This window comes from Pseudomaricurvus hydrocarbonicus (assembly GCF_011602365.1).
GTDB lineage: Bacteria > Pseudomonadota > Gammaproteobacteria > Pseudomonadales > Cellvibrionaceae > Pseudomaricurvus > Pseudomaricurvus hydrocarbonicus.
On the sequence record NZ_JAAONZ010000001.1, the window covers coordinates 348,267 to 364,071 of the forward strand.

Annotated in this window: 13 protein-coding genes; 7 read left to right on the forward strand and 6 right to left on the reverse strand. The window is 53.4% G+C overall.

The window, feature by feature from the left end; all coding sequences use genetic code 11:
• Positions 1-363: 363 nt before the first annotated feature.
• Positions 364-1,716 carry an aminotransferase gene (locus G8770_RS01475; protein WP_167181020.1) on the reverse strand — a complete coding sequence of 451 codons (1,353 nt, stop codon included), beginning with the start codon at positions 1,714-1,716 and terminating at the stop codon, positions 364-366.
• 185 nt (positions 1,717-1,901) lie between these two features.
• On the opposite strand from G8770_RS01475, the gene G8770_RS01480 reads away from it, so the two are divergent.
• The 5 genes from G8770_RS01480 (at position 1,902) to G8770_RS01500 (ending at position 5,827) form a co-directional block, all read left to right on the forward strand.
• Positions 1,902-2,801, forward strand: coding sequence for a LysR substrate-binding domain-containing protein (locus G8770_RS01480; RefSeq protein WP_167181022.1), 900 nt, complete (start codon positions 1,902-1,904; stop codon positions 2,799-2,801).
• A gap of 7 nt (positions 2,802-2,808) precedes the next feature.
• Positions 2,809-2,949, forward strand: coding sequence for a hypothetical protein (locus G8770_RS01485; protein ID WP_167181024.1), 141 nt, complete (start codon positions 2,809-2,811; stop codon positions 2,947-2,949).
• A gap of 39 nt (positions 2,950-2,988) precedes the next feature.
• A complete protein-coding gene (locus tag G8770_RS01490; protein ID WP_167181026.1) occupies positions 2,989-3,414 on the forward strand; it encodes a GNAT family N-acetyltransferase in 426 nt (141 codons plus the stop codon).
• A gap of 51 nt (positions 3,415-3,465) precedes the next feature.
• Positions 3,466-4,656 (forward strand): dipeptidase, encoded by a 1,191-nt coding sequence (locus tag G8770_RS01495; RefSeq protein ID WP_167181028.1) that lies wholly within the window; start codon positions 3,466-3,468, stop codon positions 4,654-4,656.
• 253 nt (positions 4,657-4,909) lie between these two features.
• On the forward strand, positions 4,910-5,827 hold the full coding sequence (locus tag G8770_RS01500) for a hypothetical protein (RefSeq protein ID WP_167181030.1): 918 nt from the start codon (positions 4,910-4,912) through the stop codon (positions 5,825-5,827).
• Here the strand turns inward: G8770_RS01500 and G8770_RS01505 are convergent.
• Complete coding sequence (locus G8770_RS01505; protein WP_167181032.1) at positions 5,784-6,791, reverse strand: AraC family transcriptional regulator; 1,008 nt, start codon at positions 6,789-6,791, stop codon at positions 5,784-5,786. The genes G8770_RS01500 and G8770_RS01505 overlap by 44 nt on opposite strands.
• A 309-nt stretch (positions 6,792-7,100) precedes the next feature.
• Between G8770_RS01505 and G8770_RS01510 the strand changes: the two genes are divergently transcribed.
• Entirely contained in the window at positions 7,101-9,347 is a 2,247-nt protein-coding gene (locus G8770_RS01510) for a TonB-dependent receptor (RefSeq protein WP_167181034.1), read from the forward strand.
• 311 nt (positions 9,348-9,658) lie between these two features.
• Here the strand turns inward: G8770_RS01510 and G8770_RS01515 are convergent, their stop codons facing one another.
• Positions 9,659-12,139, reverse strand: a complete 2,481-nt coding sequence (locus G8770_RS01515; RefSeq protein ID WP_167181036.1) for a TonB-dependent receptor — start codon at positions 12,137-12,139, stop codon at positions 9,659-9,661.
• A gap of 668 nt (positions 12,140-12,807) precedes the next feature.
• On the opposite strand from G8770_RS01515, the gene G8770_RS01520 reads away from it, so the two are divergent.
• Positions 12,808-13,698: an AraC family transcriptional regulator gene (locus G8770_RS01520; RefSeq protein WP_167181038.1), complete on the forward strand. Its 891-nt coding sequence runs from the start codon at positions 12,808-12,810 to the stop codon at positions 13,696-13,698.
• 156 nt (positions 13,699-13,854) lie between these two features.
• On the opposite strand, the gene bfr (G8770_RS01525) is transcribed toward G8770_RS01520, so the two are convergent.
• From bfr (G8770_RS01525) to G8770_RS01535, 3 genes are all read right to left on the reverse strand, one after another.
• Positions 13,855-14,340: a bacterioferritin gene (gene bfr / locus G8770_RS01525; protein ID WP_167181040.1), complete on the reverse strand. Its 486-nt coding sequence runs from the start codon at positions 14,338-14,340 to the stop codon at positions 13,855-13,857.
• A gap of 1 nt (position 14,341) precedes the next feature.
• Complete coding sequence (gene bfr / locus G8770_RS01530) at positions 14,342-14,812, reverse strand: bacterioferritin (protein ID WP_167181042.1); 471 nt, start codon at positions 14,810-14,812, stop codon at positions 14,342-14,344.
• Between the two features lie 327 nt (positions 14,813-15,139).
• Positions 15,140-15,781 carry a DUF4136 domain-containing protein gene (locus tag G8770_RS01535; protein ID WP_167181044.1) on the reverse strand — a complete coding sequence of 214 codons (642 nt, stop codon included), beginning with the start codon at positions 15,779-15,781 and terminating at the stop codon, positions 15,140-15,142.
• Positions 15,782-15,805 lie beyond the last annotated feature (24 nt).

The window sequence follows — 15,805 nt, forward strand, 5'->3', positions numbered from 1 at the left end:
TCAACAACTCGCTCCGACATAGCATGCGGAGGGCGCACGAATTAGCAGGTTGCTGATTGTTATCTGTGTTGCCAGAGCGGTGTTAACACAAGCTTAAATCACACCGCCTTTGCGAAATTCATTGCTCACATCCTCATTGCGAGCCAAAAGCGCGGCGGCAAGGTGAATGGCCCAAAGGGCAAGCGAGGGTAGCCTGGGCTATCTCGCAAGCCTTGTGCCATTCTGAATGCGATTGCCGCGTCGCCTGTGGCTCCTCGCAATGACGGAGCTCTTTTGTTAGCACATAGATCTTCACAATGACGGAGTTCTTTTGCTAAGGCATCGTCCTTCGCAACGACGCCAAGCATTTCTCTTTAATCGGTATTAACCTTTAATCAGGTTCTGCTTGTGAGCGTGGTCCAGGGTTTCATCCAGTACCTTGCCCAACACGGAACAGATTTCATCAACGTGACTTTCGTTGATGATCAACGGTGGACACACGGCCAGGCTGTTGCCAGCGACGGCCCGCAAAATCAAACCGTGCTCCTGACAGCGACTGATGGCGTAAGCCCCCAGAGAGCCATCGGCAAAGCCTTCACCGGTGATCTTGTTCGACACCATTTCCAACGCCGCCACCATGCCTTTACCGCGCACTTCGCCCACCAGCGGATGATCGGCAAATTGCTGCAGCTTGGTTTGCAGGTACGCTCCCAGAGTCGCAGCGTGATCAAACAGTTTGTCGCGCTTGTAAATTTCCAGCACTTTTAACGCGGTGGCGCAGGCGACCGGATGGCCGGAGTAGGTATAACCGTGACCAAAAGCGCCGACCTTACCACTCTGCTCCACGATGGCCTCTTTCATGTCACCGCGAATCACCGCAGCACTGATTGGGTAGTAGGCGGAAGACAATTGCTTGGCAAAGCTCATCATGTCCGGCTTTTGAATGCCCATGGCATTACAGCCGAAATCTTCACCCAGACGACCGAAACCGGTGATGACTTCATCGGCCCAGAACAGAATGTCGTACTTGTTCAGGATCGCCTGCACCTTGTCGTAATATCCCGCTGGCGGCACGATCACACCGCTGGCGCCGGTAACCGGCTCGGCAATAAACGCAGCGATGGTGTCAGGACCTTCACGCAGAATCAGGGCTTCCAGATTGGCGGTGATACGGTCCACAAATTGTGCTTCGGTCTCATCGCCCTGACGGCCGGTGAAATAATGCGGGTGGTCAGTGCGCAGAATGCCCAGCGCCTCTTCCGGTGCGTCAAAAAACTGCAGGTTCACCGGCAGACTGGTGAGCGCTCCGGCCGCGACTGTGACGCCGTGGTAAGCGCGCTGGCGGGTAATGATCTTGCGCTTCTCGGGCTTGCCGATGGCGTTGAAGTAGTAGCGCAGCAGCTTGATCTGGGTGTCGTTGGCGTCGGAACCGGAGTTGCCAAAAAAAACCTGGGCATCCTCCACCGGCACCATCGCCGCCAGTTCGTCGGCCAGGGCCATCCCCTGTGGGTGGGTCTTGCCGCCAAACATGTGACTGTAGGACAGGCGCGCCAGTTGCTCGTTCACCGTCGCCATCAACTCCGGATGGGCATAGCCCAGCGAGGTACACCAGAGACCGGCCATGCCTTCAAGGTACTTTTTGCCCTGATTATCGTACACGTAAGCGCCTTCACCGCGCTCAATGATCAATTGCTCGGTGGCGTTCAGGTTGGTTTGGGGGTAAATCATGTGTGTCATGGCTGCCGTCCTTCTGACAAAAAGCAATTAAAAAGGGGTCTTCCCCAGTATGGCTGATGGAATAAGCCCCAGTGTACTCTCCGAAAAAATCACCACAATCGATATATTTTTACCAGAATGGTGAGATAAACTAACCATATAATGTAACACTGAACACCCAAGACACTGATCATGCCGGATACCCCATGAAACTGAATCGTCGCAACCTGCCGCTCAATGCCATGCGCGCTTTCGAAATGGCCGCGCGACATTGCCACATGCGCCGCGCCGCGGAAGAGCTGGGCGTCACCCACGGTGCCCTGAGCCGCCAGGTCAAGCAGCTGGAAGAGCTGTTAGGCGTCAGCCTGTTCGATCGCAGTCACAATCGGCTGAGCCTCACCCACGCCGGCCAGCGGCTGCAGCAATCGGTACAGCAAGCGCTGGACCTGATGACCACAGGGGCACTGTATCTGGACCCGGATTCCATGAATGGCGATTTAACGCTCGCCGCTACACCGTCTGCCGCCTCGGCCTGGTTGCTGGACATCATTGGTCGCTTTGCGCAGCAATACCCGGAAATCAATATTCAACTGCGCAGCATTCCACCACGCATCAAACACATTGACAGCCAGGTGGACGTGGCGGTTTGCTACGGCGCCCCGGAGAGCAGCACACGCAACATCACCGCTCTCTTTCGGGAGCGCTATGTGCCCGTGTGCAACCCCAAGCTCTTAACCGGTAACCGGCAAATTCGACAGCCGCTGGAACTGCTCGACTACCCGTTACTGTGTGACCGGCACAACAACTGGCCACGCTGGTTTCAGGCGGCCGGTTTTGCCGAGCTGCCGCCTTACAAACAATTGCTGCTGGAAGAATCCTTTCTGGTCCTCGACGCCGTCAAAGCCGGTTATGGCATTGCCCTGGCCGACCGGGTCGAAGTTCACCGGGAGTTAAACAATGGTCAACTGATTGCGTTGTTTGAAGAAAGCCTTTCGGCTGCCGAAGAGTATTACCTGGTGACCCAACAACAGACTCCGTCGTTGCGCTCCCAGCTATTTATCGATTTCCTGCGTCAGGCCATCGAACCCATCGTGGCCATGGAATGAAATATAAATGACGGCAGAAGCAATCCCCCTCATGTTCAAGATAAAAAACAACGGCACAGGCGCCGAAAATATGACCCGCTGGTCAGCTGAATCTGTGCGTGATTTTAGGCAACTGAATCGCTACACTCTTGGTCGACTTCAGCTCTGAAGGCACCACCAAGATATTTTTTGTCTGAGCGAAAACCGTATGACTTTTGAATTACTGATCACCAACTTTGAAGATCATCAGCAACAGCTTTATCAAGTGCGCCATCAGGTGTTCGTGACCGAGCAGAACGTGCCGGCCGACATCGAACTGGACGATCGTGACGCAAAATGCCGGCATGCGCTCATCCTTATTGACGGCGACCCCGTCGCTACCGGACGCATTGATCTTGAACAGCAGGGTCGCATCGGCCGGGTCGCGGTGATGAAAAACACCCGTGAGTTTGGATTAGGGCGACAAATCATGGAAGCTCTGGAACGGGAAGCCAGGCAAGCCGGGTTGGCTCAAGTGTACCTTCACGCCCAGGACAGCGCGGTCGGTTTTTACGAAAAGCTCGGTTATGAAATTCATGGCGAATCGTTTATGGAAGCCGGCATTCTCCACAAACCCATGGACAAAAAACTGTAATCTCACGGCAAAAGCTTCACGCCCGACTTCAACCCAAGAGCCAACAGCACCATGTCAAGCCTGCGAATACCCAAGATCATACTCATCACCACGTCGTGTATATTGGCACTGGCAGTTGGCATCACGGCCTTTTGGCTTATCGCTCCGGCAAAAATTGAAGAGACTCAAAATCGGGTAATCCAGCATACGCCGTACACAGTCTCCCGGCCAGCCGAACAACTGCACCAACGCTTGTTCATCGGTGACCTGCACGCTGACAGCACCTTATGGAAACGCAACCTGCTCAGCCGTTCCGAACGGGGCCATGTCGACATCCCCAGACTGCAGGCCGGCAATGTTGCCCTGCAGATGTTCACCGTCGTGACCAAGTCACCGCGCGGTCAAAATTATGACCACAATGCCACCGAGACCGCTGACAACATCACCCTGCTGGCGATCGCGCAAACCTGGCCTCTGCGCACCTGGTTCAACTTGACGGAGAGAGCCTTGTTCCAGGCCAGCAAGATCAGAAAGATCGCTCAAGAATCACCCCATGAGGTGAAACTGATCTTATCAACAGCCGATTTGGACGACCTTCAACAGCGCCGCCAACGGGGTGGGAAGTTGATCGGCGCGGTAATCGGCACCGAAGGTTCACACGCGCTGGCAGGCAACATCGATAACATTCGCACACTTTATGACGCCGGCTTTCGAATGATGAGTCTGCACCATTTTTTTGACAATAAACTCGGCGGTTCATTGCACGGGGAGAGTGGCACCGGCCTCACAGAGTTCGGTTTTCAGGCGGTGGATGAAATGTTGAATGTGGGCGTAATCATTGACGTGTCCCACTCATCACCCGAGGTGGTGGAAGATGTGCTGGCACGCAGCGAACGTCCGGTGCTGGTCAGTCATAGCGGGTTTTACGGTCACTGTCCCAGCCCCAGAAACATCAGTGACAAACTGATGAAACGCATCGCGGCAAAAGGTGGATTAATCGGTGTGGGCTACTGGGATGGCGCCGTTTGTGACCCGACACCGACGAACATCGTCAAGGCCATTCGCTACGGCATCGATCTCATCGGTGTCGATCATGTTGCCCTGGGGTCCGACTTTGACGGCTCCGTCACCACCCCTTTTGACGTGTCCGAACTGGCCGTACTCACCGAGGAAATGCTGAAAGCCGGGTTTACCGAGACCGAAATTCGCAAGGTTATGGGCGAGAATATGGCGCGCTTTCTGCGGAACAACTTGCCCCAATAACAGGACAGCTTGCCCGAATAACCCAGCAACTTACCTCAAGAAACCGCTGTATTCAGCCGGCTTGGGGTGGCCGTGCGTGGACAGCCCTCACTGGCAGCAACGCCTCCTGCAGTCCTGTTTGCCAACACCATAGCCGCCTTGACTCTCCAGCACACGGCTCGAACCCGCCCCCTCCCCTCATTTTCACCCTTTGCAGACAGGGCTATTTCGGCTAATCTCAAATCCATACTTCATCATAATAACGATAATATCTATGTCGAAGCGTCTGCTCCCGGGGCTTGCGATACCAGCTGCCCTGAAAGCTGTCCTCGCATTAGCCTTGCTGAACCTGCCTTGGGCCACACTGCTGGCTTTTTCCCCGGCGTTGGCTGCGGCAACTCCAGGCCATCAACCCAAAGTGATCATCGCCGTGGATGATCCTTATGTACCGCCCATCACCTGTAAGAGGCAGTCACCAGGACACTGTATCATCCCGGAGATCCTGACACGCTTATTCAAGACCCGAGCCGACAATTTACAGCTCAAACCCATGTCCACTTCACGCCAGTACATTGAGCTGGGCGCTGGGCGCATACACGGTGCGGTGGTGTACACAACGCCCCAAATGCCTAAAACCGTGTTCCCGCCCACAACCACCTTCTGCCCAAACAGCGTTTTTGATTTAACCGTGGGGCTTTATACGCTCACCAACGCTGACCTTCCCACAGATTCGCTGGACGCTCTGCTGGATCACCAAATGACCGCAGTCCGTTTACCGGCCTTTCAACGCCACATCCTCGGCACTCCGGTTCCGAATATCATACGGACAAACAACATTGAACAATCCCTGAAATTAATCCTCGCCGGGCGTGCGGACTACACCATGTACGAAAATTTCGCCACCCGCTACCGACTGCGACAGATGCACGCTGAGAAAGACATTATATTCGTCAGGGATATGTTTGATATCTCATACCACCTGGCGCTGTCGACGACCGCACTGCGAGCGCAGCCAAACTTGATAGAGTTGTGTGAGCAACTGGATGAAATGAAACAAAATGGTACCGTTGACCGGATTATCCAGCGGGCATTAACTGCGTCCGGGTTGGGCTATCGGCCATGTTCTGCCCGCCGGGTAAATGCCCCTGTCATGAACGGTATTCCTGTGGTGTTTTGCCGGTCCAGCGTTTGAACGCCCGGGTAAAATTACTGCTGCTGGAAAAACCCAACAGAAAACTGATATCGCCAAACGTCAGCTCATCCTCGGCGATGTAGCGGAACGCCAGTTCACGCCGGAACTGTTCCAGCTGCTCGCGAAAACTGGTGCCCAGCTCATCGAGTTTGCGATGAAACGTACGCTTGCTCAGGTGCAGTTGTTCGGACACCTTGTCCATGGTGGCATTGCCCTGAGGCAACATCACCGTCAGGGCCTGCCTCAACTGGCCGACAATATCATCGTTCATTTTCAGCTGAAGCAAATATTCGTCCAGCATGCGCTCTGAGGCTTTGGCCAGATACGCACTGCCTCCCGGAATCGGTGCCAGCGCATCTTCCATGCGTATATCAATGCGTATCCGGGGCTGCTCAAAAAACACCGGGCAGCCAAAAAACGCTTCGTAGGCTTTGGGGTTTTCAGGTGTTGCGCGGGTCAACTCCATCTTGAGGGGACTGAAATCCCGCTTATATAGCGTGCGCCGCAAGGTGTGCAAAACCGCACACACCGCATCCTGACCGTAATCGGAGATGAGGCTTTTGCCTCCCGCGCCCGGATAAAAAGTCGTGACAGACACCAAGACGCCATCACTTTCCTGTATTTCCATGTCACTGAAATCACCCACAACGTGTAAGTAGCGAATAAAGCGTTGCAGCTGCTCTTTGATCGAACAGGCACTCCACAGCACCATCCCTAAAGCGCTCAGGGCATTGGGGGTCACCAACGATCCCGCTTTCAGACCAAAGCAGGGATCTGCGGTTTCCTTTACGGCATCGTCCACCAGCTGATTCATGGTACGAATGGAGAGGCGCTGGCGGGGGTCAGAGGCCTGCTCAGCATTAATGCCACGGGCCGACAGAAACTCTCTGCTGTCGATGCCATAACTCTCAAGTGCAGCCGTGTACAAAGTCAGCCAGCTGCCAATCACGGTGGGGTCGGACATATTCACATTTCACATCATCGGGTGCTGATTATTGGCGCCCGCCATAAGGAGTAACCCCTACCGCCGAAATATGCGCTAGGGAAAAAATTTATCTCTTAATTATCAACAAGTTACAGAAATTACAACAACAACATTCGAAACAGACCCCCTCCCCCCTGGCCTCAAATGATTAGCGAATTGGCCGAACAAGAATAACATCAGTTGTCGTGACAGGCCTAACATAGCCGCAGTCGTTTAATAGCTCAATATAACGCCACAAGATCATTCAGACACCACTCATTAAAAAAATAATTTCGACAGGAGAGTTTCATGAATTACCGCACCCCCATCAATAAAAAACCCTTGCCGCTGCACATCAGTGCAATCCTCAAGACCGTGACCATCACCACCGTGGCGTCACTGACCAGTGTTGCCGCCATCGCTCAGAGTGCCCCCCGCGGCTCTGCCGCCTTACTGCTGGAAGAGGTGGTCGTGACCGCGCGTAAACGCGAAGAAAGCGCTCAGGATACCCCTATTGCCGTCTCTGCCTATGGCTCTGACCAACTGGATGCGCTGAAGGTACGTGACCTGTCCAGCCTGGCGGTTAGCATGCCCAATGTCGCCATGGACGACGCCGGTACCACCCGCGGTATCGCCAACTTTTCCATTCGTGGTCTGGGTGTCAACAGCTCGATTCCTTCCATCGACCCAACGGTAGGCGTGTTTGTGGATGGCGTCTACATGGGCACCAACGCCGGCGTGGTGCTGGACATGTTTGATCTGCAAAGTATTGAAGTATTGCGTGGACCGCAAGGCATTCTGTTTGGCCGTAACGTGACCGGCGGCGCAGTACTGGTGAACACCAAATTGCCCACTGAGCAATTTGAAGCCAACCTGCGCGGCATCTACGAAGCTGGCGGTGAAGCTCCCAACAAATACTGGATGGGCAGCGTCAGCGGTCCAGTCAGCGACTCAGTGGCCGCCAAACTGAGCGTGTACACCAACCGCGATGATGGCTGGTTTAAAAACGAAGTGGACGGTGAAGCCTTCGGCCAGACCGACACCGTCGTGGTGCGCCCGGTTATCACCTGGGACATCAACGACACCACCAGAATGGTACTGCGCTACGAATATCAGGAAAGTGAAAGCACTGGCGCCGCGGGCCAGAACCACACCAACGGCCGCGGTCTGACCAACCCGTTCAGCAGTTTTGATCGCGACAGCCATGAATTTGCCAACGACGAAGAGGGCTTGCTGGAAGCCCGTGGCAACATGTTCAGCGCCACAGTGGATAAAGACGTCGCCTTTGGCGACGGTACCGTCACCAACATTTTCGGCTGGCGCGAATTCAGCTCCTTCTCATTCAGTGACATTGACTCGACCGCCTTGTCACTGTTCCACTCCATTGCCGACATGCGCACCGAACAATACAGTAACGAATTGCGCTACAGCGGTAATTTTGGCGATCGCTGGACGCTCACGTCCGGTTTGTACTACTTCACCAATGAGGTCAACTACTACGAAGAGCGCAACCAGGCATTTGGAGCCATCAACCAGTACGGTGGCGGCGATTACGAAGTCACCTCCATGGGCGCCTTCACCGCCGCGGATTTTGCCCTGACCGATCAGTGGACCTTAACCGCCGGCATCCGTTTCACCAAAGAAGACAAAGAAGCCCAGGTGTCTAACCTGACCCTGAACACCAACCAGGCCTGTAACATCATCGACGGCACCTGCCCGATTCACTTTGACGACGAAGAGAGCTGGAGCAACTGGTCACCCAAATTAGGCTTCATGTATGAACTCGACATGGATGCCCGCGTCTACGGCAGCTGGTCGCGAGGTTACCGCTCCGGCGGCTACAACCTGCGCAACACCTCCACCCGCGCGGACGTGGTGCCAGGCCCGTTCGACGAAGAAACCGTCAACACCTTTGAGCTCGGCTACAAAATGAGCCTGGGGGATCGCGGTCGTCTCAATGCCGCCATCTTCCACACCCAGATTGAAGACATGCAGCGGGAAATTAACTACCCAGATCCAATTGCGTCTGTGACTCAGGATATTCGCAACACCGCCGACGCCACCTTGATGGGTATCGAAATCGATGCCACCTACGCGCTGACCGATACGCTGCTGTTAACCGCGACGCTGGGCTACACTGATTCAGCCTACGACGAGGTGACTTATGACCTGAACGGCGACGGGGTGATCGATGGTGCCGATGAAGATCTCGACATTCCACGGGCGGCTGAGCTGACCTACAGCATTGGTCTGTCGCACGATATGGATCTGGGCGATGCCGGTTATGTGTCCTCGCGCATCAGCTTTGCCTACCGTGACGAGTCGGCTTACACCGATGACAACTACGGATACATTGACGAGCAGGAAATCCTCGACCTGGGGGTTGATTACCACACCAATGACGAAAAATGGGTAGTGGGCCTGTACGGCAAGAACCTGCTGGATACCGTCAAGCACGGCGGCGACACCCAGCTGCCCGCCAGTCTGGGCGGCGGTACCTTTTCACCGCTGTCGAAAGGTCGTGTGTACGGTTTAGAGCTGACCTACAACTACTGATAGCGAGTCGGGCCTGTACTCACTGGCAGGCCCGTCAACCCTTTCAGTTTGAGACTTTTGCCTCCACTATGGGGGCATTTTTTTGCCTGTCAAATAACCACAATCGCTCCCCGGCGACCACGCCACACTTCTGAACGAGCCTGCACAGCACGATCATTGAGTAGCGGGAGGCGGAAAAAATAATCTAAAGTACGCAGCTGGAAAAAATCACCCGCAGGCAGGTTGCCGAAATGCCCGCCGGTGAAAAAGGAAACTGGAAAAGGAAGCCAGCCACAGACAGTGACTGGCGCAAATACAGCCGTTGATCCGTTTTAGAAACGCAGGCGACCAGTAAGACCAAAGGTGCGCCCTTCATTCACCCAGGCGTTGTAAGTGTTAGCCTGGGAAAAGGCGTCATAGACAATGTTATACACCTCCTCGTCGGTGACATTCTTGCTCCACAGCTCAACCCCCCAAGACTGATCCTGTGCCCCCAACCCAACACTCAGGTTGAACAACCAGTAATCGTCCTGCTCAGAGATGGGATCATTGTCCTGTGCCGTAAAATATTCAGAGCGATAACTGTAGGAGGTAGCGGCGGTAAACTGCAAAGCGCTGGCCACGTCGGTGGTGTAACTGATGGCACCCGAGTAGTTAATGTCGGAAGTAAAAACCACCGGCTCTCCACTCAGGTTCTGGGTCGCAAAACCGTTGTCCTTTTGCGTTTGCGTGGCGGAACCGTCCGGATAATCGCTGTATTCAATATCCTGCAACACTAGGCCGCCGGTAAACAGCCAGTGCTCACTCGGCTGAAAGATGTAATCCAGTTCCAGTCCTTTGCCTTCCACTTCTGCCGCATTGCGCACCACAAAGGCAATACCATCAAAAGAGTTCGCCTGAAAATCTTCCAGGGTTTGATAAAACAGGGTCGCGTTCAATTGCAGCATTCCGTTCATCAAACGGGATTTGACACCCACCTCAAACGAGGTCACTTGCTCAGGGTCAAACAGCGGCGCGTCCGGGTTCGGTGTTCGATTGCCACCCGAGGCGCCACCGGCGGTGCGGTCCATATTCAGACCACCGGATTTGTAGCCCTGAGCGAAGCGAGCGTAGGTGCTGAACTCGTCACTCCAGAGGTAATTGACACTCACGGTACCACTGAGGTTGTCATCGTCGTAGGTGCTGCTGAAATCATCGTAGGGAGAGCCGAACTGCAGCCCCTGTGCCACCGGTGTCAGGGCGGCCGCATAGGCATTCGCGATGGTCGCACCGAAGCTCGGTGTGAGTGCATTCACAAGACCGGTATTGATGGCTGCACCGCTCAGATCTCCGTAGGGGTGCTGTCCATCCCAATGATAATCACCGGTTTTTTCTTCCCGTGAATAACGCAAGCCCAGCGTGAGGCCCAGCTTCTCCGTCACATTCCAGGTGGCCTGACCGAACAACGCTGCGCTTTCGGAGTTGTAATCCGTTTCCGTAGACGTGTAATCCTCCGACGACATCAAAGTGCCTGGTGCCATCCCCAGGCCCGCCTCAATCACTGAGACCAGAGGCAAGCCGGCCGCGCCATTGAGCAAGGTATCGTAATAGGCGCGGGTATCCTCACCAAAATACAGCGGGTGCTGATAGTCAATGTCCTGATTAAAATAATAAAAGCCGCCCATCCAATCCACCGTCTGAGCGCCCGTTGACGCCAGCCGGATCTCCAGCGACTGCTCATCGATCTGCTGAGACTTTTCCTGGTTTAGCAACGCGATGCCGGTAGCGTCGGCATCGTTAAACGCCCGATCTTCAAATTGGCGGTAAGCGCCAATAACCGTCAATTGGGTGTGGGCAAACTCCCAGTTAAATTCACCGGACAGCCCCCAGTCTTCCATGTCGTTCTCAACGCCAGAGTGGGTGACGGTCTTGCGTTTAAAGGAATCCACATAGGTACCCGGCGCACCACCGTAGGTCCCGCTTTCTCCCGCCAGGGTCGTGCCCCCCAACGCGGCAATCACACCGCCGGTGGGTCCTTGAAATACAGGCACCCCCGCACAGCACCACTCTTCGCTTTCCGAGTAGTCGGCAATCACCCGCAACGTCATGGACTCATCAATATCCCATAACAGCTGCCCCCGCAGGGAGTAGCGATCCCGATCGTTATAGTCTTCCCCCAAAGAGACATCGTGGATATACCCGTCTTTTTGCTGGTAAGAGGCCGCAACACGATACGCCAGCACATCATCGACCAAAGCTCCGGTGGCAAAGGTTTTGGTCTGGAAATAGCCCTCATCACCCGCCGACACATCCACCCCGGCAGCCGCCTCATAACTGGGTTGGGCGGTGCGCACACTGATGACACCCGCAGAGGTATTGCGCCCAAACAACGTGCCCTGAGGGCCCTTCAACACCTCGATACCTTCCACGTCGACATAGTCCGACAAGGCAGAGCCCGGTCGGCCGCGATACACACCGTCAATAAACACACCCACCGACTGCTCCAAACCGGCGTTATTCCCGGCAGTCCCAATCCCCCGAATGGCGAAAATGGATTCCGAGCCTCCGGAAGAGGCATTAACCGACAACGAGGGCGACACCTGTTGCAGATCCCCCACATCACGGACTTGAGCCCTGTCCAGCGCTTCAGTGCTATATGATGACACTGACACCGGAACCTCCAGCATGGTCTGCTCACGTTTTTGGGCGTAAACCACGATCTCTTCCAAAGTGAACGCCGTATTGTCCTGAGCAAACACGTTGGCGCCCATAAGGCCGGAAACCATGGCCACCGCCGTGGCTAACATAGACTGACTAAAATCCTTGGCAGGCATAATTCTCTCTCGTCGTTGTATTAGTTATTATTCATTCACCATGCGTCCCTCTGATATCAGTGCGATAAAATGACATCAGAGCGATAAAGTACCGAATACCTGAAGGCCGATGCAAGATGCCTCAAGAGCTGCAAAAACTGAGGGTTTACCTTTATATAGAGCCTTACCCCTGTAATTGACCGAAGCCCTATCAGCCTCCGGAAACACTTACAACAATCGGGCCGATTATTCAGGATTACTTCTTACAAGACGGCCTGCTTCGCCGACCGATTTGTAAAAAACAAGCCTGACTTCGCCGATAATGGCCCTCTGAACTTGCTGGCTTCTTTCTGCAACATTTCCGGATGATTGGTATGAACTAAGCCAGGTTTTTGATGCGCGGAGGTCGCGTGAGAACCTGCAATGAGGGCGCGCGACGCTTAAAATTGTTTTTAATCCACGCCTCCATCCGCCAAAGTTCAACAACCCGGTATCAAAGACCAACTAACAAACGGGACATAACCCGGCGGGTGTGCCTAAATGCCCACTGAGCATGGATGCGGGACGCAGAAAGCGTCGATGAGAATTGCAGGCCCTGCCCACAAAATGCTAAAAAGTACCAGGGCATCCTCCGGGCTGCCCTGCAATGCCAAACAATAATAACAACGATTACTCAGGCGAAAGCTGTTATGCATATTCAACCGCTCCCTGTCATGTATTTATCTGACAAACGCTCCATCTACCTGGGACGCGCTCATCTGCCGCTCCGGGAAATTCACGCTGGGACCTCCTGGCTGCTCGTTTGCCTCGAAGGTCACATCCGCTTTCGTACCCACAGTCAAGAACACTGGGTGCCCGCGAAAAGCCTGCTGGTTCCGGCCGGCACCAAGATCAACATTGACAACAAAAACGCCGTCCTGTCAGTGTGTTATCTGGATGCCAGCAGCACTGACTTTACGGTGGTGAAAAACCAGATGCACGCGGCGAGCGGCGGTGTGTTTCACCATCACACTGACGAAGCGCAACTGATAGCCACACTGCTTCAATTACGTGACGACGAACCTCCCTTTGAAGAAGCCCAGACCCGGGTGGAGCAACTGCTTTATCCGCACCCGCATGACGGTGATGCCCCCCTGAAGGTTGATCCTAGAATTCAACATGTGGTTCAGCGTATACGGGAGACTTCCGCCGAAAATGTATCCGTAAAAGAATTCGCCCGGGAAGTGGCAATGTCCGAGTCCGGATTGATCAAGTTATTTCGCAAGCACATCGGCGCGCCCATTCGTAAACACCGACTTTGGTATCGATTGACGAACTTCATCATCTTTGTGATGGCGGGAAAATCGATTCCGGAAGCCACCAAACTGGCCGGTTTTTCCGACGCCTCCCATCTGTCCAAATGTTACAGCGGGCTGATCGGTGTGCCGGTGTCTGTGGCATTTTCTCGCGCCATCGTCATCAAATGCATTGTCGGCGATGCCGATCTGTTGAAAGCCGAAGCGACCGAGCCCAAATCGAAACGGTTGATACTTGACCCCCAACTGTGGAAAAACAAGCCAGCCAAGGTGGCTGGCAACTGACAGACCGCCATAAAAAAACGAGATAGGAGCGGCTACTCCGTATCTCGTTTTTTTATCTCAGACACCCATATGGTAGGGTCAGCCAAAAGCTATTGGCCAGTCACTGCTACGCGGGTGCAGAGCGCCCTCAAACGGGCTGTCTGCCCCAAACGCTACCTAGCTGGGCGAACCACCGCCCATTTGCGACTGGATGTAGTTTGGCAAGCCAATCTTATCAATCAAGCCCAGGTGCTGTTCCAGCCAGTAGATGTGATCCATTTCGGTATCATCCAACAGCATTTCGAGCATTTCGCGGGTCACATAATCTTTTTCCACCTCACAGGCGGAAATGAGGTTACGCAAACTTTCAGCCACAAGTTTTTCCGCAGCCAGGTCATTTTCCAACATCTGTTTGACATCGGAACCCACATGAATACTTTCCCGGGAAGCGGTATCCGGCGTTCCTTCCAAAAATAAAATGCGCTCAATAATTTTCTGCGAGTGTTCCAGCTCTTCTTCATACTCGTGAGCCAGCTTTTCATGGAGTTTACTGACACCCCAGTCTTCGTACATTTTGGAGTGAGCCAAATATTGATCCATGGACGTGAGCTCAAGCGTCAGCTGCTTGTTCAACAGATCGATGATTTTCTTTGAACCTTGCATCTCAACTCTCCAGCATGGACTGTAAGTAATTCTCAATACCTGTGTGTTTGATTAAAAACTGTTGAGTTTCAATCCAATCCACATGCTCTTCTTCGTACTCTAGAATGCCTTCCAGCAGTTCCCGACTGACATAATCGGACTCTGTTTCGCACAATTCGATGGACTCGCGCAGTAATTTGATTTGATCCATTTGGAAATCCATATCACACTGCAGCATTTCTTCGGTGTGCTCACCAATGCGCAGCTTGCCGAGATCCTGTAAATTCGGCAGCCCTTCCAAAAACAGGATACGCTCAATCAGGTCATCCGCTTGTTTCATGTCCTTGATGGATTTTTTGTAATCCTTTTCATTCAACTCTCCCAGTCCCCAATTGCGAAACATCCTCGCGTGGAGAAAATACTGGTTAATCGAAGTGAGTTCGTGAAAAAGCACCTTGTTGAGCGCTTGCAGCACCTTGCTGTTACCTTTCATGTCACGGCCTTATAACAATAATTGCAAATTTATGGGTACAGCATAGCGTAACTTCACACCAGTAAAAAGATTATTTTTGCATCTTGAAAAACCACAATATGCGTTAAAAACCAATAAGTTAGAATGATATTGAGAGGGATTTTTGTTTGGTTTCGGGTTCATACGAACAAGCAGCGCCCACGAGTCGTCCCTGACTCAACGCCTGCACACCACGTATATTGATGGGCACACAACAATTAAAAGCGCAAAAAAAGCCAAAAACATTGGCTTTTGGCCTCTACCCAGCGCTGCTGGTGCTTGCTGCTTCTCACAATATGATTGTGACCTCTACTTCACCGCATCCTGTGGAGGAAAGTTGGCCAATACTTTAGCGATCACATTTTTAATGCTTTGCCGCTTTTCCTCAACGCTAAGATTTTTTTTCAGACGCCCCTCTGCAGTGCCACGCCAGACCAGTTTATTGTCACGGTTGATGACGTCCAGCACGAAAGTGCCTTCCTCGTAATGCACCGTTCTCACTTCCGGTGCGGTGCTGTAGGTCATACTGTAACCGTACCGATAATAACCACTGCCATAACCCATCGAGAAGCCAGGGGCCATCCCCCCATACGTGTTATAACTGCGCACGTCCGTCTTCGCCTGAGTGGTCACATCGTAGTTAACGGTAAAATCGATATCCCCCGTTTCCAGTCGCCGAAACCCCTTTGCCTGTAACTCGGCGTCCACCGCAGCCCGAATTCGGCCATCGAGAATATCGTTGCCATTGTAATTTTTGGCCCCAGTGCTGGATTGATGCCAACGATAGGTTTTAAATTGAGTGAAATCGACGCCTGCCTTGTAGTCACTGTCAACCGTGACATTATTACTCGAACACCCCATTAACAATATTGTCGATAGAATCAGCCATAAACCGGTTGTGAGCGCGGGTCTCACCGTTGAAGTTGGCGCCATGGTTGGTAGTGCTCTCATCCTTATTTCTCCAAAATATCAATC